The sequence below is a fragment of the Streptomyces sp. 2131.1 genome (assembly GCF_900105515.1).
Taxonomy (GTDB): domain Bacteria; phylum Actinomycetota; class Actinomycetes; order Streptomycetales; family Streptomycetaceae; genus Streptomyces; species Streptomyces drozdowiczii.
In genome coordinates this window covers 435,236-452,469 of the sequence record NZ_FNSY01000001.1, presented here as the reverse complement: position 1 = coordinate 452,469, position 17,234 = coordinate 435,236, and the positions used below count along the sequence as shown (strand labels likewise).

General features: G+C 73.4%; 16 protein-coding genes, 2 pseudogenes and 1 riboswitch. Of the genes and pseudogenes, 14 read left to right on the top strand and 4 right to left on the bottom strand.

Features of this window, described 5'->3' with window-relative positions; all coding sequences use genetic code 11:
* Positions 1–21: 21 nt before the first annotated feature.
* The 3 genes from BLW14_RS02215 (at position 22) to BLW14_RS02205 (ending at position 3,702) form a co-directional block, all read left to right on the top strand.
* On the top strand, positions 22–2,070 hold the full coding sequence (locus BLW14_RS02215; protein ID WP_093703752.1) for a phosphocholine-specific phospholipase C: 2,049 nt from the start codon (positions 22–24) through the stop codon (positions 2,068–2,070).
* A gap of 126 nt (positions 2,071–2,196) precedes the next feature.
* Positions 2,197–2,361, top strand: coding sequence for an aldolase/citrate lyase family protein (locus tag BLW14_RS02210; RefSeq protein ID WP_305613956.1), 165 nt, complete (start codon positions 2,197–2,199; stop codon positions 2,359–2,361).
* A 180-nt stretch (positions 2,362–2,541) separates the two neighbouring features.
* Positions 2,542–3,702, top strand: a complete 1,161-nt coding sequence (locus BLW14_RS02205) for an aromatic ring-hydroxylating oxygenase subunit alpha (protein WP_093703750.1) — start codon at positions 2,542–2,544, stop codon at positions 3,700–3,702.
* Here the strand turns inward: BLW14_RS02205 and BLW14_RS33950 are convergent.
* Positions 3,699–3,800, bottom strand: a complete 102-nt coding sequence (locus tag BLW14_RS33950) for a helix-turn-helix domain-containing protein (protein ID WP_256332647.1) — start codon at positions 3,798–3,800, stop codon at positions 3,699–3,701. The two genes, BLW14_RS02205 and BLW14_RS33950, sit on opposite strands and share 4 nt — an antisense overlap.
* 103 nt (positions 3,801–3,903) lie before the next feature.
* Positions 3,904–3,971, top strand: a riboswitch (cobalamin riboswitch).
* A gap of 61 nt (positions 3,972–4,032) precedes the next feature.
* Here BLW14_RS33950 and BLW14_RS02200 point away from each other — a divergent pair.
* A complete protein-coding gene (locus BLW14_RS02200) occupies positions 4,033–4,425 on the top strand; it encodes a hypothetical protein (protein WP_256332646.1) in 393 nt (130 codons plus the stop codon).
* A 51-nt stretch (positions 4,426–4,476) separates the two neighbouring features.
* On the opposite strand, the pseudogene BLW14_RS02195 reads toward BLW14_RS02200, so the two are convergent.
* Together BLW14_RS02195 and BLW14_RS02190 are read right to left on the bottom strand one after the other, a co-directional pair.
* Positions 4,477–4,704 (bottom strand): annotated as a pseudogene (locus BLW14_RS02195) (hypothetical protein); the annotation flags it as partial.
* Positions 4,705–4,718: 14 nt separating this feature from the next.
* Positions 4,719–5,459: pseudogene (locus tag BLW14_RS02190) on the bottom strand (cytochrome P450); the annotation flags it as partial.
* 372 nt (positions 5,460–5,831) lie between these two features.
* Between BLW14_RS02190 and BLW14_RS02185 the strand changes: the two are divergent.
* Entirely contained in the window at positions 5,832–6,584 is a 753-nt protein-coding gene (locus BLW14_RS02185) for an SDR family oxidoreductase (protein WP_093703746.1), read from the top strand.
* Between the two features lie 6 nt (positions 6,585–6,590).
* On the opposite strand, the gene BLW14_RS02180 is transcribed toward BLW14_RS02185, so the two are convergent.
* Complete coding sequence (locus tag BLW14_RS02180) at positions 6,591–7,490, bottom strand: polysaccharide pyruvyl transferase family protein (protein ID WP_093703744.1); 900 nt, start codon at positions 7,488–7,490, stop codon at positions 6,591–6,593.
* A gap of 191 nt (positions 7,491–7,681) precedes the next feature.
* Here BLW14_RS02180 and BLW14_RS02175 point away from each other — a divergent pair, with 191 nt between their 5' ends.
* From BLW14_RS02175 to rfaE2, 9 genes are read left to right on the top strand one after another with little or no spacing between them, the layout of a single operon-like run.
* Positions 7,682–8,698, top strand: coding sequence for an NAD-dependent epimerase/dehydratase family protein (locus BLW14_RS02175; RefSeq protein WP_093703743.1), 1,017 nt, complete (start codon positions 7,682–7,684; stop codon positions 8,696–8,698).
* Positions 8,699–8,710: 12 nt separating this feature from the next.
* Entirely contained in the window at positions 8,711–10,345 is a 1,635-nt protein-coding gene (locus BLW14_RS02170; protein WP_093703741.1) for a carbamoyltransferase family protein, read from the top strand.
* Entirely contained in the window at positions 10,342–11,397 is a 1,056-nt protein-coding gene (locus BLW14_RS02165) for a glycosyltransferase family 2 protein (protein WP_093703739.1), read from the top strand. Before BLW14_RS02170 ends, BLW14_RS02165 begins: the two co-directional genes overlap by 4 nt.
* The gene (locus BLW14_RS02160) at positions 11,394–12,002 is read left to right on the top strand and encodes a D-glycero-alpha-D-manno-heptose-1,7-bisphosphate 7-phosphatase (protein WP_093703737.1); all 609 of its coding nucleotides are present in this window, start codon (positions 11,394–11,396) and stop codon (positions 12,000–12,002) included. Before BLW14_RS02165 ends, BLW14_RS02160 begins: the two co-directional genes overlap by 4 nt.
* Positions 11,999–13,006 (top strand): glycosyltransferase family 9 protein, encoded by a 1,008-nt coding sequence (locus BLW14_RS02155; RefSeq protein WP_093703736.1) that lies wholly within the window; start codon positions 11,999–12,001, stop codon positions 13,004–13,006. Before BLW14_RS02160 ends, BLW14_RS02155 begins: the two co-directional genes overlap by 4 nt.
* On the top strand, positions 13,003–13,965 hold the full coding sequence (locus tag BLW14_RS02150) for a glycosyltransferase (RefSeq protein WP_093703734.1): 963 nt from the start codon (positions 13,003–13,005) through the stop codon (positions 13,963–13,965). The genes BLW14_RS02155 and BLW14_RS02150 overlap by 4 nt, the downstream gene beginning before the upstream one ends.
* Positions 13,962–15,203, top strand: coding sequence for a glycosyltransferase (locus BLW14_RS02145; RefSeq protein WP_093703732.1), 1,242 nt, complete (start codon positions 13,962–13,964; stop codon positions 15,201–15,203). The genes BLW14_RS02150 and BLW14_RS02145 overlap by 4 nt, the downstream gene beginning before the upstream one ends.
* Positions 15,200–15,820: a D-sedoheptulose-7-phosphate isomerase gene (locus BLW14_RS02140; protein ID WP_093703730.1), complete on the top strand. Its 621-nt coding sequence runs from the start codon at positions 15,200–15,202 to the stop codon at positions 15,818–15,820. The genes BLW14_RS02145 and BLW14_RS02140 overlap by 4 nt, the downstream gene beginning before the upstream one ends.
* Positions 15,817–17,229 (top strand): D-glycero-beta-D-manno-heptose 1-phosphate adenylyltransferase, encoded by a 1,413-nt coding sequence (gene rfaE2 / locus BLW14_RS02135; RefSeq protein ID WP_093703728.1) that lies wholly within the window; start codon positions 15,817–15,819, stop codon positions 17,227–17,229. Before BLW14_RS02140 ends, rfaE2 begins: the two co-directional genes overlap by 4 nt.
* The last annotated feature ends 5 nt before the right edge of the window (positions 17,230–17,234 follow it).

Genomic DNA, 17,234 nt, shown 5'->3' with positions numbered 1-17,234 from the left:
TACCGACGTTCTAGGAGTGTCATGCGCAAGCCAAATCGACGTGACTTCATCGCCCTCGGCGCGGCGACGGCGGCGGCAGCGGCAGGGATGAGCGGACCCCGGGCGGACCGCGCGGCAGCCGCCGAGGCGCGGAACGCCCCCGCCGGGGAGACGGCCGCGACCGGGACGCTGAAGGACGCGAAGCACATCGTGATCCTCATGCAGGAGAACCGCAGCTTCGACCATTACTTCGGGCTGCTCAAGGGCGTACGGGGCTTCTCCGACCGGAGCACCGTCGAACTGCCGGGCGGCCGCGGCGTCTTCGACCAGCCGAACGGCACCGGCCGCCACTACCCCTGGCAACTCAGCGCGACGCAGGCCTCAGGTGGCGCCGACCCCGAACGGCTCGCCCAGTGCAGCGGGGACCTGGCCCACGACTGGGCCAGCCAGCACGCGGCGTGGAACCGCGGCAGGATGGATTCCTGGGTCTCCGCCAAGGGCCTGCGCTCCCTGGGCTACCTGACCCGTGAGGACATCCCCTTCCACTACGCCCTGGCCGACAACTGGACCGTCTGCGACGCCTACCACGCCTCCGGGATGAGCGCGACCGGCCCCAACCGCACCTTTCTGTGGAGCGGAAAGATCAGCGAGTCCTCCAAGGACGGCGGCAGCGAGTCCGGGCTGACCTGGGAGACGTACGCGGAGGCGCTGGAGAAGGCTGCCGTCAGCTGGAAGGTCTACCAGTCGACGGACAACTACGGTGACAACGGGCTCGCCTACTTCGCACAGTTCACCTCGGCCCCGGCCGGCAGCCCGCTGCGGAGCAAGGGCATGTCGACGGTCCCCCGGGGCACCACCGAGCCCGGCGACGTGGCCGCCGACATCTGTGACGCGATAGCCGCCGACGTACGGGCGGGCACGCTGCCGCAGGTGTCGTGGATCGTCCCCGACCAGAACTACTCCGAGCACCCCATGGCGACGCCGGCCAACGGCGCCCACTTCGTCCACAAGGTCATCGACGCCCTCAACGCCGACCCGGACGTCTTCAACTCCACCATCCTCTTCCTCAACTACGACGAGAACGACGGCTACTTCGACCACGTTCCGCCGCCCACCCCGGCGGCCGGCACGGCCGACGAGTTCATCGGCGGGACGAGCATCGGCCTCGGCTTCCGCGTGCCGATGATCGCGATCTCCCCATGGAGCCGGGGCGGCTACGTCAACTCCCAGACCAGCGACCACACATCGGTACTGCGGTTCCTGGAGGAGTGGACGGCCGCGATCGGCAAGCCGGCCACCTGTCCCAACATCAGCGCCTGGAGACGCGCGGTGTGCGGCGACCTCACCACCATGTTCGACTTCGCCAGCCCTGTATACGGCCTGCCCGCCCTGCCGGCCACCGCCACCACCACCGTCGACATGGGCCAGTGCGCCGGCCTGCCCAACCCCGCGCCGGTGGACAACGAACCGCCCACCCAGGAAGCCGGCACCCGCAAGGCACGAGCCCTGCCCTACCAGCCCACGGCCGACCTGACCGCCTTCACCACCTCCGGCAGTTCCGTCCAGGCCAACATCAGGACGGCCAACGGGGGAGGCGCGACCTGCCACTTCGCCGTCTACACCAACGGCACGCAGCGTTCGGGAGGCCCCTGGCCGTACACGGTCGCCGCGGGCGGCAGTGCCACCGACTTCTACAACTGCGGCCCCGGGTACGGCGACGGCCTCTACGACCTGACCGTCCTCGGCCCCAACCGGTTCATGCGCCGCTTCAAGGGCAACGCCACCAAGGCAGGCAAGGACCTCCTCGTGGCCGCCTCCGTCGTCAGCGTCTCGGGGACCGTCAAGCTGCGTTTCACCCTGACCAACCGCGGCGCGTCCGCCGTGACGTTCACCATCAGGGCGAACGCGTACCGCACCGGCGGGCCCTGGACGTACACCGTGCCCGCCGGCAACACCGTGACGGACGACTTCTCGCCGCTCACCTACGGTGCCGGCTGGTACGACCACACCGTCACCGCGTCCTCGGACACCACATGGTCGCAGCGGTTCGTCGGCCACCTGGAGAACGGCCTGCCCAGCGTCAGCGGCTGACAGGGCCCGCCTCGGCGAGGAGGGCCGCCGGCTCTCCTCGCCGACGCGTCCCTCGCGGCGGACGATCCCGGTCCACCCCCTGTGGGCGTCCTCCACCCGGTCCCCGCACCCGGGCTGCTGCCCGTCATGATCAAGCACATCCTCGATCTCGGCGCCCAGAACATCCTGATGCCGGTGATCGACACCGCGGAGCAGGCCGAGGCCGCCGTACGGGCGGTGCGCTACCCGCCGCGCGGCGACCGCGGGATCGGGCCGGCCCTCGCACGGTCCGCCCGCTGGAACCGCAGGTGAGGGTGCGCCTCCGCCGGCACCTCTGTCGGCGCGTCGTCGGACCGGGCCCCCGGCCCGCGGGACGTACGGGTTCGCGGCGACGGCCACTCCCGGCCCCTTCACTTGACCGGACGCGCTTGAAGGGGCAGCCGGAGCGAGCGCGGCCAGGATGAGGGAGCGGCCTATCTGAGAGGGAGAAGCATGAACGAGACCGACGTGGGCACGGTCGAGACCGGTCGGGCGCCGACGAGCCAGAACCTCTCCGACGCGGTGGACCTGCGCCGCGTCGGCGCGGGTCCGGACTACTGGTACCCCGTCGCCCGGGCCAGGGACGTGCGCGTTGGGAAGGTGGTCGCGGCCGCGTTCGCCGGTGAGCGTCTCGCGCTCTACCGGGGGAGGAGCGGGGCGGTCCACGCGCTTGAGGACCGGTGTGCGCACCGGCAGGTTCCGCTGAGCATGGGCGTGGTGGAGGGCGAGGTCCTGCGCTGCCGCTATCACGCGTGGGCCTACCGGGGCGACGGCCGCATCTCGCAGATTCCCTACCTGTCCAAGGAGGACCGCCGGCCTCCCCGGGGCGTTCGCGGTTATCCCGTGCGTGAGGCGTACGGCCTGGTCTTCGTGTTTCCCGGCGACCCGGACAGGGCGCAGGCCACGCCGCTGCCGGAGTTGCCCGCTCACGGCTCGCCCGGCTACAAGACGCTGACGTACGCGCGGAGGGTCGGCTGCCACTACTCGTTCATGCACGAGAACCTGCTGGACATGAACCATCAGTTCCTGCACCAAGGTGTCGTCGGGCGGCTCCGTCCCGAACTCCTCGGCCACCGCGGCGATGACCGTTCGGTGGAGGCCAGGTACCTGTTCACCCACACCGGCGGGAAGCGCAACGCCGGCGCCAGCATGCTGGCGGCCGAAGGCATCGCGGGCGGCTCCAGCGACGTGATGACCATCCGCACCGAGTACCCGTACCAGACCCTCGACCTCGTGCCGGAGGGTGCCGATCAGCCCGTCTTCAGCCTCTGGGCGGCGTACGTGCCCGTGGGTGCCGACCAGCGCGCCTGCAACGTCTTCGGGCTCCTCATGATCAAGAAGCCCCGGGTTCCGGGCGCACTCAGTCTTGCGGCGCCGCTCATCAGGCGCTTCACCGAGCGCATCTTCGCGCAGGACCGCATGGCGGTCGAGGCGGAGCAGCGGGCGTGGGACGAGCAGGGCGAGGACCGCAACCACGAGGTCTTCTCCCTGATCCTGGACGTACGCGAGACCTTGCGGGCCAACGGTGTCCCGCTGTCCACCTCCGCGGGCCCACGCGGCACCGGGCCCGCCGCCTGCCCCGGCGGCGGAGGCGGGGGCGGCATCTGCGGTTAGATGTGCAGGGCCTCCGCGGTGCGGGACCAGGAGCAGTCGTGGGACAGGAAGGCCCGCAAGGTGTCCAGGAGCCTGGGGCCGTCGGCCGCCACGCTCACGACGGGTTCCTCCCGGTCGGTGTGCGACGCGAGCGCGGGCCTCGGACGTGGGACGTTCCGGGCCCCATGAGACGATGACCGGCGATTCGGGCGATGGTGATCCGAGGAAGCCGGTGTGACTCCGGCGCGGTCCCGCCACTGTGACCGGCACGAGCCGGGAGCCAGAGACTCACACCGTCGCCCCCTCCATGGACTCCGGGGCGGATCTCCCCGGTGAGAGGCGGGTGGCGGGATGTCGCGTGCAGCGGCCGATACGGCTGTGGGCCGGGGTGCGGTTGAGGGCCCGGCGCCGAGCAGGGTGGTGGTGTGCCGGGACTGCTGCTGCGGCACGGTCAAGGTGCCGGGCGACCACAGGTCCCAGACGGCGAGGCTGCGTTCCGCCGTCCCGATCCGCGTCTCCGAGTGCCTGGACGTGTGCGAGCAGGCCAACGTCATCGTCGTACAGCCGTCGGCCGAGGCCCGCCGCGCCGGGGCCCGGCCGGTGTGGCTCGGCCTGGTCAACGATCCCGACGCGACCGAGGACGTCATCGCGTGGGTGGAGGCGGGAGGCCCTGGTGTGGCGCCGATGCCGGAGATCCTCGAGCTGTACGTGTTCGTACCGAACCAGCGCTCCGCGCGGGTGTGAGGGCGGCATCCTGGCCGGGACCGCGCGTCCCGGCCCAGGAGCCGCTCCGGTTCAGGAGGCGGGCAGTTCGCCCCGGACGGTACGGGCGGCGGCGACCAGGTCCTCCAGCGAGGCCCGGGTCTCGGGCCGACCGCGGGTCTCCAGGCCGCAGTCGGGGTTGACCCACAGCCGCTCGGCGGGGATCGCCTTCAGACCGGTACGCAGGAGCGCGGCGGCCTCCTCGGTGCTCGGGACGCGCGGCGAGTGGATCTCTTAGACACCCGGTCCCGCAACGCGTCCGGCTCCTGAGCCGGCTACACCTGTACGGGGAGCGCTGCAAGCCCCCGTACAAGGCGGGTGTGCCGATAGGTCAGTTGCTCGGCCGGTACGGCGAGACGGATGCCCGGGAAGCGGTCGAGAGCCGCCCGCAGGGCGATCTCCGTCTCGGCCCTGGCGAGGGGCGCGCCGAGGCAGCGGTGGATGCCGTGGCCGAACCCCAGGTGCGCGGACGCGTCCCGGTCCAGGTCGAGCCGGTCCGGGTCCGGGAACCGCTGCGGGTCGCGGTTGGCCGCCCCGATCGCGACCAGGACCGGGACGCCCGCCGGGATCTCGGTGCCGCCGAGTGTGACGGCCTCCGTGGTGAACCGGAACGTCGCCGTGCTCACGGCCGAGTCGAACCGGATCAGCTCGTCCACCGCACCCGGGACGAGCTCCGGTCGCGTACGCAGCCGCCGAAGTTCGGCCGGGTGCCGGAGCAGCGCGAGCAGGGCGTTGCCGAGGGTGTTGGTCGTGGTCTTGTGGCCCGCGACGAGCAACAGCACGCCCAGCGAGACCAGCTCCTGCTCGCTCAGCCGGTCGGACCCGTCCCGCGCCGCGACGAGGCGGTCGAGGAGGGCGGTACCGGGGGAGCGGCGTCTGGCCGCGACGAGCCCCGTCATGTAGTCGGCGATGGCATACGAGGCCGAGTCGATGACGTCCGGGGCCCCCGACGCGAACAGGTCGGCGGACCAGCGCCGGACGTCGGCCCGGTCGGCCTCGGGCACGCCGAGCAGTTCACCCTGACCGTCTACACCGCCGAACCCGGCTCACCGGCGGAGGAGGCCCTGCGCCTCCTCGCCTCGTGGGCGGCCACCGACGGCACGAAGCAACGACTCCACTGACAGCATGGTGTCCCGCGCCGCTCCTGGGCGCGGGGGCACCATGTTGTCAGAAGGCCGCCGTCCGGTCGCCGCTGCGCGGGTCGGTGACCTGGCGCCCGGCGTACAGGCCGGCGCGTATCTCACGCCGCCACGGACGTGCGTACGTAGCGTCAACCTCCGTCGCGGGCGCGTATCGCATGGACGCGTCCGCCCCCGACGATCTAACGTCGGGCGGGACAGCGACGGCGTCGCGGTTCGCGCGGCGCCGCACCGGAGCACGGGGAGACCATGACCAAGGACATCGCGCCTACGGACGGCACATCCGGCACCGAGGCGCCCGTCACCTTCATCACCGGCGGTTCGAGCGGGATCGGGGCGCAGAGTGTGCACCGCCTCCTCGGCCTCGGCCACCGGGTCGCCGCGACCGGCCGAAGCGCGAAGAAGCTAGCGGCGCTCGCGCAGGCGGCGGACGAGGCCGGGGCGGGGGACCGGCTGCTCACCTTCGAGGGGGACGCGGCGGACTGGGAGCACGTGTCGGCGGCGGTCGAGGAGACCGTACGCGGCTTCGGCCGGCTGGACCACGCCATCGCGAACGCCGGGTACTCGGCCGACGCCCACGTCGAGACCGGCGACCCGGAGAAGTGGCGGGGGATGATCCTGACGAACGTGCTCGGGCCCGCTCTGCTGGTTCGGGCGGCGCTTCCGGCGCTCAAGGAGTCGCAGGGCCGGATCGTGCTCGTCGGCAGCGTGGCGGGGTTCAAGAACACACCCGGCAACCTGTACTCGATGACGAAGTTCGCGGTGACCGGCCTCGCGGAGAACGTCCGCATGCTGACCACCGGATACGGCGTCGGCACCACGCTGATCGCGCCCGGGCGGGTGCTCACGCCGTTCTGGGACGAGCGGCCCGGCGGCGCGGCGGCGGCCGGTCCGATGATCTCCGCCGAGCAGCTCGTGGACACGCTCGTCTGGGCGATCACGCAGCCGCGCGGCGTGGACGTGAACACCCTGGTGGTCCGGCCGATCGGCCAGGCGAACTGACACCCCCTAAGGGGTGTACAGCCCGCGCCGGCGCTCTGCGGCCGCCTTCCCGGCGGCGGACAGGCACCACGTCCACTTATCGTCGAGCGCCTGCGCGGACAGCTCCTCGGCGGGGATCACCGCCGGCCACCGCACCACCCTCGCCTGCGCGGACACCTTGGCGCCGCCGCGTACCGGATCCACCACCAGCGCAGGAACACCCGTGCTCAGCGCGAGGACCATCCCGTGCAGGCGGTCCGTGACCACGAGGTCCAGCCGGCCGACCAGCGAGAGGAACTGGTCGGCGGTCCGGCAAAGCTGCCAGTCGTCGTGGGCCAGCCGGGTGTCCGCCGTCACCCTGGCGCAGTCCTTCGTGGGCAGCCACGCGTGAAGGGTGTCCGCGACCCGGTCGTGCGCGCGCCGGGGCCCGTACTCGCCCTGGCCGTGCGTGAGGGCGGTGCCCACCACGGGCTTGTCCGGCCGGGGGCGGGCGGCCAGGGCCAGGTCGGCGAGGTGCCCCACCCCGTCGCGGTCGCGGGGCACGATCCGGTCGAACCCCCGCACCGCCGGGTCGTCGCCGTCGATCACGCTCACCCCGATCGCGGTGCGCCTGCAGGACGCGTAGCGCTCGTGCAGGCGGGTGAGCTGGTCCCCGTGGACCGGACCGCAGACGAAGAGCACCTGCTCGTACCGCTCGGGCGACGCCTCCTCCAGGGTGAGGGCCCCCGGGGCGAAGTGCGGACTCCAGGCCGATTCGTACGGGACACCCAAACGGCTCAGCGCGTCGGTCACCGCCTGCTCGGCGAGGAAGTCGCCGGCGGTCACTTCCCCGTCCGGGAAGCTGAACCATCCGGTGACCAGCACACGGCCGGTCGCGCTCCGCGGCCGCAGCAGCCGGTCCAGCACACCGGCCAGGTCCTCGCTCATGGGCGTCTCCCGTTCTCGGATTCATTCCAACGGTAGTCCCGAAGATGCGCGGGCGAATTGCTCCGGCAGGATCCATGGGGGAGTGGCGAGTGGCAGGAACGCGATGCGGTGGCGCCGAACCGGCGGTCACGTACGACGGTCATCTGCCGTGCGTTCCGGAACACCTGGCTCCCTGAAAGGAGATGAGGCACATGACGTCCTCGGAACCCGAGCGGATATCCTGGCGGCGCGCCCTGGTGACGGGCGGTGCCGGTTTTCTCGGCTCGCATTTGTGCGAACGCCTGCTGGCTGGGGGAGCGGCGGTCGACTGCGCGGACAACCTCGCCTCCGGATCGCCGCGGAACATCGCGCACCTGAAAGGACGGAACGGCTTCCGGTTCCTCCATCTGGACATCTCCGACCCTTCCTGCGTACGGGAATTGGACGGGCCCTACGATGTCATTCTCCATTTCGCCTGTCCCGCCTCGCCCGCCGACTATCTGAGAATGCCGCTGGAAACGCTGGACGTCGGCAGCCTCGGCACGCGCAACATGCTCGGCATCGCGGCCCGGGACGGGGCACGGCTGCTGTTCGCCTCGACCTCCGAGGTCTACGGGGACCCGCTGGTACACCCGCAGCGCGAGGACTACTGGGGCAATGTGAACCCGGTGGGGCCGCGCAGCGTGTACGACGAATCGAAGCGGTTCTCCGAAGCGCTGGTGACCGCTCATGTCGCCGCCAAGGGCACCAACGCCGGAATCGTCCGGCTGTTCAACACGTACGGTCCCCGCATGCGCGCCCATGACGGCCGCGCCGTGCCGACCTTCATCAGTCAGGCACTCGCCGGGGAACCTCTCACTGTCGCCGGGGACGGAAGTCAGACCAGGTCCCTCTGTTATGTCGACGACACCCTCGACGGTGTGTTGCGCGTAGCGGCGAGCAAATCCGTTCGGCCGGTGAACATCGGCGGCAGCGACGAGACGACCGTACGCGAAATCGCCCGCCGGATCGTCAAACTGACCAGTTCCGCCAGCCGGATCGACTACATCGACCGGCCCGTCGACGATCCTGAGCGCCGGCGTCCCGACACCACCCTGGTGCGGGAGATGTTCGGCTGGGAACCGCGCGTTTCCTGGGAGGAGGGCCTGGAACGCACCATCGCGTTCTTCGCCTCGCTCTCCGGCGCACCGGACGATTCCCCCGCTGATTTCCCGGTCCGCGATCTCTGAAGGAGTCAGCGCATGCGCGTGCTCGGAATCAACGCTCTTTTCCACGATCCGTCGGCTGCTCTGGTCATCGACGGGAAGACCGTCGCCGCGGCGGAGGAGGAACGCTTCAGCCGGCGTAAGCACGGCAAGCGCCCCGTGCCCTTCTCCGCATGGGAGCTGCCCGAACTCTCCGCCCGCTGGTGCCTGGAGACGGCCGGCCTCGAACCCGCCGACCTGGACGCGGTCGCCTACTCCTACGACCCCGAACTGGCGCGTCCCGCCGAACAGATGGGCCTCCACGACCCCTGGGACGAGCTGCGCCAGACCTACGCGCGTCGCGCCCCCGAATTCCTCGCCGAGGCCCTGCCCGGCCTCGACCCGGCCAGGGTCCGCTTCGTCCCGCACCACGTGGCGCACGCCGCGTCCGCGGGGCTCGCCGCCCCACCAGGCGACCGTGCGGTGCTCGTGCTCGACGGTCGCGGGGAGTGCGCCTCCCAGCTCGCCGGCCACTACAAGGGCGGCGTCCTGGAGATCCTGAACACCCAGCCGCTGCCCGAATCGCTGGGCCTCTTCTACGAAGAGCTCACCGAGCACCTCGGATTCCTGCGCAGCAGCGACGAGTTCAAGGTGATGGCCCTCGCCTCGTACGGGAAGCCGGTCTTCGCCCAGCGGCTCGCCGAGTACGTCCACCCCACCGACGGCGGTGGGTTCCGGGCCTCCGGCATCCCCTGGAGCGAGTTCGCCCCCGCCCGCCGGCCCGGCGGACCGTACACCGAGCAGCACGCCGACCTCGCGGCCGGCGCCCAGCGGTGCCTGGAGGAGACCGTCCTCCACCTGGCCTCCTGGCTGCACGACCGCACCGGCGCCACCCGCCTCGCGCTCGCCGGCGGCGTCGCCCTGAACTGCGTCGCCAACGCCCGCCTCCACCGGGAGGGCCCCTTCGACGAGGTGTGGGTGCAGCCGGCCGCCGGTGACGCCGGGACCTCGCTGGGTGCAGCGCTCCACGTCGCCTCCGAGTACGGCCCGGTCGCCCCGATGACGACCGCCGCCCTCGGCCGGGGCTGGAACGACGACGAACTGCGCCGCATGCTCGAAACGGCTGCCCTGCCCTACGAGGAGCCCGAGGACATCGCCGCCGCCGTCGCCGAGGAACTGGCGCAGGACGGCATCGTCGCCTGGTTCCAGGGGCGCAGCGAGTTCGGCCCCCGCGCACTCGGCCACCGCTCCCTGCTCGCCCACCCCGGGCGCGCCGAGAACCTGGAACGGCTCAACGCGGTCAAGGGGCGCGAGGAGTTCCGGCCGGTGGCCCCCATGGTGCTGGCCGAACGCGCCGCCGAACTCTTCGACGGCCCGATGCCCAGCCCGTACATGCTCTTCGTCCACGAGGTCGCCGAGGAATGGAAGCCGCGCATCCCGGCCGTCGTGCACGTGGACGGCACCGCACGCATCCAGACCGTGGACGCGGCGTCGGAGCCGCTGGTCGCCCGGATGCTCACGGCCTTCGAGGAACGTACCGGCCTCCCGGTCGTCGTCAACACCAGCCTCAACACAGCGGGCAGGCCCATGGTCGACCACCCCCGCGAGGCGCTGGAGTGCTTCGGCTCCGCCCCCGTCGACCTGCTGGCGATCGGCCCGTTCATCGTCCGCCGTTCGAAGGCGTTCACATGACGACCGGAGACCACGAAGAACGCGTGACGACCGCCGCGCCGGACGAGGCCCGGGACGCGCCGAGCGCCGCCCCGTACTCGGTGGTCGTGCCCACCATCGGCCGCCCCTGCCTCGACGCCTGCCTGCGGGCCCTCGCCGAGGAGGCCGTCCCGCCGCCGCGCGAGATCTTCCTCGTCGACGACCGCCGCGACGCCGGCGCCCCGCTCGACGTGACCGCGGCCGGAGCGCTCGCGGACCGGATCACGGTCCTCGTCACGGGCGGCCGGGGGCCGGCGGCGGCCCGCAACGCCGGACTGAGCCACGTCGCCACGCCCTGGGCCGTCTTCCTCGACGACGACGTTCAGGTGTGCCCGGGCTGGGGGACCCTGCTCGCCCACGACCTCGCGCAGGCCGGACCCGGCATCGCCGGTGTGCAGGGCAGGCTGACCGTTCCGCTGCCCGACGACCGCAGGCCCACCGACTGGGAGCGCTGCACGGCGGGCCTGGAGGACGCCGCCTGGGCCACCGCCGACATGGCCTACCGCACCGAGACGGTACGGCGGGCCGGCGGGTTCGACGAACGCTTCCCGCGCGCCTTCCGGGAGGACGCCGACCTCGCCCTCCGCCTGATGAGCGGCGGCTGGACCCTCGCCCGCGGCACCCGCTCCACCCTGCACCCCGTCCGCCCCGCCGACCGCTGGGTCTCCGTGCGCACCCAGCGCGGCAACGCGGACGACGCCTTGATGAACCGCCTCCACGGGCCCGACTGGTGGACCAGGGCCGACGCCCCCCGTGGCCGGCTGCCCGGCCACCTGGCCGTCACCGCCGCAGGCCTCGCAGCAGCCGTACTGGCCCTGGCCGGACGACGCCGAGCGGGGGCGGTCGCGGGCACCCTGTGGGCCGCCGGCACCGCCCAGTTCGCCTGGGCCCGCATCGCCCCCGGGCCCCGCACCGCCGCCGAGGTCGCCACCATGCTCGGCACCAGCGTGGTCATCCCGCCGCTCGCGGTTCTGCACCGGGGCCTGGGCGGCGTGCGCCACCGCCGCGCCGCCGCCTGGGGAGGCACCGGATGAGCCCCGGGTCCCGCCGCACCGCCCCGTCCGGCGGACCGCCGCCCACCCGGCCGGCCGCCGTGCTCTTCGACCGGGACGGCACCCTGGTCCACGACGTCCCGTACAACGGCGACCCGGACCTGGTCAGGCCCGTCCCCGGCGCCGCCGACGCCGTGCGGCTGGTGCGCGAGGCGGGCATCCCCACCGGCGTCGTCAGCAACCAGTCCGGCATCGGACGGGGCCTGCTCACCCATGAGGACGTCCGCCGGGTCAACGCCCGGGTCGACGAACTCACCGGCCCCTTCGACGTCTGGCTCTACTGCCCGCACCGCCCCGACGAGGGCTGCGCCTGCCGCAAACCCCTGCCCGGCCTGGTGACCGAGGCGGCCCGGCGCCTCGGCGTCCGCCCCGACGACTGCGTCGTCATCGGCGACATCGCGGCGGACGTGCACGCCGCCCGGGCCGCCGGCGCCGAAGGCATTCTCGTACCCAACGCGCGGACCAGGCCCGAGGAGACCCGGGCGGAGACGAACCCCGCGACCGACCTCCTCACCGCCGTCCGCCGCCTGCTGGCGCGGCCCGTCCCGGCCGGGACCGCCACCCGTACCGACGGGCGGACCGCATGAGAGCGCTCGTCGTACGACTCGACAGCTTCGGCGACGTGCTCCTCGCCGGGCCCGCCGTGAGGGCGGTCGCGAACGGCGCCGCGCACGTCACCATGGTCTGCGGGCCGCTGGGGGAGCCGGCCGCCCGGCTGCTCCCCGACGTGGACGAGGTCGTCGTCTGGCAGGCGCCCTGGGAAGGCACCAGCCCGCCTCCCGTCGACGAGGCGGACGTACCCGGCCTCCTCGCGGTACTGCGCGAGCGCGCGTTCGACACCGCACTGGTGCTGACGTCGTTCCACCAGAGCCCGCTGCCGATGGCGCTGTTGCTGCGCATGGCGGGGGTGGACCGGATCGGTGCCGACAGCGTGGACCATCCCGGCCGGCTGCTCGACGTACGCCATCACCGCCTGCCCGGCCGGCACGAGGCGGAGGCGGCCCTCGACCTGGCCGTCGCCATGGGCTTCGCCCTCCCCGCGGGCGACGACGGCCGACTGCGCGTCCTGCCCCCGCCCGACACCGCCACGCTCACCGGCAACGGCCCCTACGTCGTCGTCCACCCCGGCGCCAGCGCCCCCGCCAGGGCCTGGGACCCCGGCAGGCACGCCGAGGCCGTGCAGCGGCTCGCCGACGCCGGACACCGCGTCGTCGTCACCGGAGGACCGGCCGAGGCCGACCTCACCCGGCTCGTCAGCGGCGACGTGGCCGTGGACCTCGGCGGACGCACGAGTCCCCGCACCCTCGCCGGAGTCCTGCGCCACGCCGACGTCCTGGTCAGCGGCAACACCGGGCCCGCCCACCTCGCCGCCGCCGTCGGCACCCCGGTCGTCTCGCTCTTCGCGCCCGTCGTGCCGGCGTCCCGCTGGGCGCCCTTCGGCGTGCCCGTCGTACTGCTCGGCGACCAGCGGGCCCCGTGCGCCGACACCAGGGCCCCGCACTGCCCGGTGCCGGGCCACCCCTGCCTCAACGGCGTCACCGCGCACGACGTGGTGAGCGCGGTGCACAAGCTCCGGAAGGAGAACGCATGAACATCCTCATCTGGCACGTCCACGGTTCGTGGCTGACCTCCTTCGTCCAGGGGCCGCACACCTTTCTGGTGCCGGTCACCCCCGACCGGGGACCCGACGGCCTCGGCCGCGCCCGGACCTGGACCTGGCCCGACTCCGTACGGGAACGGACCCCCGACGAGCTGCGCGACGCCGAGATCGACCTGGTCGTCCTGCAGCGCCCGCACGAGATCGAGCTCGCCCACGCCTGGACCGGCAGGCGCCCGGGCAAGGACGTCCCCGCCGTGTACGTCGAGCACAACAGCCCGCACGAGACGCCCGTGGACACCCGGCACACGCTCGCCGACCGGTCGGACATCCCCGTCGTGCACGTCACCCACTTCAACCGCCTGATGTGGGACAACGGCCGCGCCCCCACCACCGTCATCGAGCACGGCATCATCGACCCCGGACCCCTGTGGACGGGCACCGAATCCCGGGCCGCCGTCGTCGTCAACGAGCCCGTGCGGCGCGGCCGTACCACCGGCACGGATCTGCTGCCCGCCTTCGCCGACGCCGTCCCCCTGGACGTCTTCGGCATGCGGACGCAAGGGCTCGCGGCCCGCCTGGAGCTGACCGAGGACCGGTGCCGCACCTTCGACCTTCCGCAGGACGAGCTCCACCGGGCCATGGCCCGCCGCCGGGTCTACCTGCACCCGGTGCGGTGGACCTCGCTCGGGCTCTCCCTGCTGGAAGCCATGTTCCTCGGCATGCCCGTGGTCGCACTCGGCACCACGGAAGTGCGCGAAGCGGTACCGCCCGGCGCCGGAGTCGTCTCCAACCGGCCCGAGGAACTCGACCACGCGCTGCGCCACTTCGTCGCCGACCCCGCGCACGCCGAGGACACCGGCCGCCGGGCGAGAGAGGCGGCCGTGGCCAGGTACGGGGTCCAGCGCTTCCTGGACGACTGGGACCGACTCATGAAAGAGGTCACGCGATGACGCAGCCAATGCCGCGACCCGCACGGATCGCCCTGGTGTCCGAACACGCCAGCCCGCTCGCCGAGCTCGGCGGCCCCGACGCCGGCGGACAGAACGTGTACGTGGCCCAGCTTGCCGGACGCCTGGCCCGCAGGGGACACGACGTCACCGTCTACACCCGCCGCGACCGGCCCGACAATCCGACCCTCGTACGGACCGAGTCGGGTGTGAAGGTCGTGCACGTACCGGCCGGGCCGCCCGCCTCCGTCCCGAAGGACGACCTGCTGGCCTGGATGCCGGAGTTCGGCGCCTACCTGGCCAGGCTCTGGCGGCTCAACCGGCCCGACGTCGTCCACGCGCACTTCTGGATGTCCGGCATGGCCGCGCTCACCGGGGCCAGGGAGGCCGGCGCCCCCGTCGTCCAGACCTACCACGCGCTCGGCACGGTGAAGAGGCGTCATCAGGGCGGCGAGGACACCAGCCCGCCCGAGCGCGTCGACATCGAGACCCGCATCGGCCGTGAGGCCCACCGCATCATCGCGACCTGCGCGGACGAGCTCAACGAGCTGACCGCCATGGGCATCCCGCGCACCAGGATCAGCGTCGTGCCCTGCGGCGTCGACACCGAGCACTTCGCCCCCGTCCCCCTTGCCGAGCGGCCGCCCGGCGCCCCGCACCGGCTGCTCTCCGTCGGCCGGCTCGTCCCCCGCAAGGGCTTCGACCGCGCCGTCAAGGCACTCGCCGGTGTCCCCGACGCCGAACTGCTCATCGCCGGCGGGCCCGACGCCCCGCTCCTGTTCGCCGACCCGGAGGCCGAGCGGCTGCGCAAGGTCGCCGCCGAGTTCGGGGTGGCCGAACGGGTCCGGCTGCTCGGCTGCGTACCGCAGGAGCTGATGCCCCATCTCATGTCCAGCGCCGACCTGCTCCTGTCCCTGCCCCGCTACGAGCCGTTCGGCATCGTCCCCATCGAGGCCATGGCCTGCGGCACCCCGGTCGTGGCCACCGCCGTCGGCGGACAGCTGGACACCGTCGTCGACGGGGTGACCGGAACGCTCGTACCGCCCACCGACGAGGAGGGCCACGACCTCGCCGCCACCATCCGCGGCCTCCTCGACGACCCCGACCGGCGCGCCCGCTACGGAGCCGCCGGCCGCGCCCACGCGCTCGCCCGGTTCACCTGGGACGAGGTGACCGACGGCGTCTCCCGCGTCTACGCCGAACTCGTCCGCACCCCCCAGCCCTCGGAGGTGGCACGATGAAGCTGATCGCTCCCGGCCAGCACTGCGACGACCTCGCCCGCGCTCTCCCCGCCTTCCGCCGCGCCGCCGGTGTCACGGAGCGCTGGGGCAAGACCCTGGCCCGCGTCCTGTCCGACGGCGGGCGGCTCCTCGTCGCCGGCAACGGCGGCAGCGCCGCCCAGGCCCAGCACCTGACGGCCGAACTCGTCGGCCGCTACCGCGACGACCGCCCCGCCTACTCGGCGATCGCCCTGCACGCCGACACCTCGTCGACGACGGCCATCGCCAACGACTACGGCGTCCACGAGGTGTTCGCCCGGCAGACCTGCGCCCACGGCCGCCCCGGCGACGTCCTCATGCTCCTGTCCACCAGCGGCGCCAGCGCCAACCTGCTGGAGGCCGCCCAGGAGGCCATGCGCATCGGCATGCCCGTCTGGTCCCTCACCGGTCCCGAGCCCAACCCGCTGGCCGCGACGAGCGACGAGTCGCTGTGCGTCGAGGCCGCCGGCTCGGCCACCGTGCAGGAACTGCACCTCGTCGCCGTCCACATGATCTGCGAGAGCTTCGACCGCGAGATCGCCGCCCGCGCCGCCCGCCGCCCCGTGGCCGGCACCCCGGCCGAGGAGGACGCCTCGTGAAGCGCCCCGCCCCCCTCGTGATCGTCGGCGACTCGCTGCTCGACCAGGACACCACCGGCCGCGCCGAGCGGCTCGCCCCCGACGCTCCCGTCCCCGTCGTCGGCGGCATCGAGCACCGCACCCGGCCCGGCGGCGCCGCACTGGCGGCCTGCCTCGCCGCCGCCGGCGGCCGCGAGGTCACCTTCGTCACCGCCCTCGGCGACGACGACGCCTCCCAGGCGGTACGGGACCTGCTGGCGGACCGCGTCCACCTCGTGGAACTCCCGCTCGACGGACCTCTTTCCCGCAAGACCCGCCTCATGGCGGACGGGCGGCCCCTGCTCCGCCTCGACGAGGGGGACGGCCGGGCCACCGGCCCGACGACCGGTGCCGAGAAGGCGCTCGCCGACGCGGGAGCGATCCTCGTCGCCGACTACGGGCGCGGCACCGCCGACGTCCTGCGCGGGGCCCTGACCGCCCGCGCCGCCCGCGTCCCCGTCGTCTGGGACCCGCACCCCGCCGGCGGTCCCCCGGTCCCCGGCACCCGGCTGGCCACCCCCGCCGCCGCCGAGGCCCGCCACTTCGCCGGGACGCCGGCCCCCGGCGCCGCCGCGCGCCCCGGGAACCACCGCGATGTGCTGCGCCGGGCGACCGCGGACGCCCGGACCCTCCTGGACCAGTGGGACGTCGCCTCGGTGGCGGTGACCCTCGGACAGCACGGAGCCCTGCTCTCCCGGGGCGGCCCCCCGCTCCTGGTGCCGGCACCCTGGCGGGCGAACGGCGACTGCTGCGGCGCCGGGGACAGCTTCGCCGCCGCGGTGGCCGGCCGGCTCGCCGACGGCGACCTCGTCGAACTCGCCGTGCGCGAGGCGGTGGAGGCCGCCGCCCGCTTCGTCTCCGCCGGTGGCGCGCACGCGGTGCTCCGGCCCGTGCGGCCCGCCGACGGGGAGGACGCCTCCGGCGACGCCCGCGCACTCGTCCGCCGCGTCCGCGAACGCGGCGGCACCGTCGTCGCGGCGGGCGGCTGCTTCGACCTGCTGCACGCCGGACACGTCGAACTGCTCCAGGCCGCCCGCCGCGCCGGGGACTGCCTGGTCGTCTGCGTCAACTCCGACGCCTCGGTCCGTCGCCGCAAGGGCGGCGGCCGCCCCGTGGTGCCCGCCGAGGACCGGGCACGGGTCCTGGAGGCGCTGGACTGCGTGGACGCCGTCGTCGTCTTCGACGAGGACACCCCCGAACGCCTCCTGGACGGACTGCGCCCGGACATCTGGGCCAAGGGCGGCGACTACGCCCTCACCGACCTGCCCGAGACCGCCCTCGTGGAGAGCTGGGGCGGCCAGGTCGTGCTGCTGCCCTACCTCGACGGACGCTCCAGCACCCGCCTCGTGGAGCGGGCCGCCGGCCGCCCCGGCGCCGCCACCCGGCGGTGAGCCCG

Excerpts from the sequence above, each read along its gene's own strand:
- BLW14_RS02215 (WP_093703752.1), top strand. The coding sequence starts at position 22 with ATGCGCAAGCCAAATCGACGTGACTTCATCGCCCTCGGCGCGGCGACG.
- BLW14_RS02210 (WP_305613956.1), top strand. The coding sequence starts at position 2,197 with ATGATCAAGCACATCCTCGATCTCGGCGCCCAGAACATCCTGATGCCG.
- BLW14_RS02205 (WP_093703750.1), top strand. The coding sequence starts at position 2,542 with ATGAACGAGACCGACGTGGGCACGGTCGAGACCGGTCGGGCGCCGACG.
- BLW14_RS02200 (WP_256332646.1), top strand. The coding sequence starts at position 4,033 with ATGTCGCGTGCAGCGGCCGATACGGCTGTGGGCCGGGGTGCGGTTGAG.
- BLW14_RS02185 (WP_093703746.1), top strand. The coding sequence starts at position 5,832 with ATGACCAAGGACATCGCGCCTACGGACGGCACATCCGGCACCGAGGCG.
- BLW14_RS02180 (WP_093703744.1), bottom strand. The coding sequence starts at position 7,490 with ATGAGCGAGGACCTGGCCGGTGTGCTGGACCGGCTGCTGCGGCCGCGG.
- BLW14_RS02175 (WP_093703743.1), top strand. The coding sequence starts at position 7,682 with ATGACGTCCTCGGAACCCGAGCGGATATCCTGGCGGCGCGCCCTGGTG.
- BLW14_RS02170 (WP_093703741.1), top strand. The coding sequence starts at position 8,711 with ATGCGCGTGCTCGGAATCAACGCTCTTTTCCACGATCCGTCGGCTGCT.
- BLW14_RS02165 (WP_093703739.1), top strand. The coding sequence starts at position 10,342 with ATGACGACCGGAGACCACGAAGAACGCGTGACGACCGCCGCGCCGGAC.
- BLW14_RS02160 (WP_093703737.1), top strand. The coding sequence starts at position 11,394 with ATGAGCCCCGGGTCCCGCCGCACCGCCCCGTCCGGCGGACCGCCGCCC.
- BLW14_RS02155 (WP_093703736.1), top strand. The coding sequence starts at position 11,999 with ATGAGAGCGCTCGTCGTACGACTCGACAGCTTCGGCGACGTGCTCCTC.
- BLW14_RS02150 (WP_093703734.1), top strand. The coding sequence starts at position 13,003 with ATGAACATCCTCATCTGGCACGTCCACGGTTCGTGGCTGACCTCCTTC.
- BLW14_RS02145 (WP_093703732.1), top strand. The coding sequence starts at position 13,962 with ATGACGCAGCCAATGCCGCGACCCGCACGGATCGCCCTGGTGTCCGAA.
- BLW14_RS02140 (WP_093703730.1), top strand. The coding sequence starts at position 15,200 with ATGAAGCTGATCGCTCCCGGCCAGCACTGCGACGACCTCGCCCGCGCT.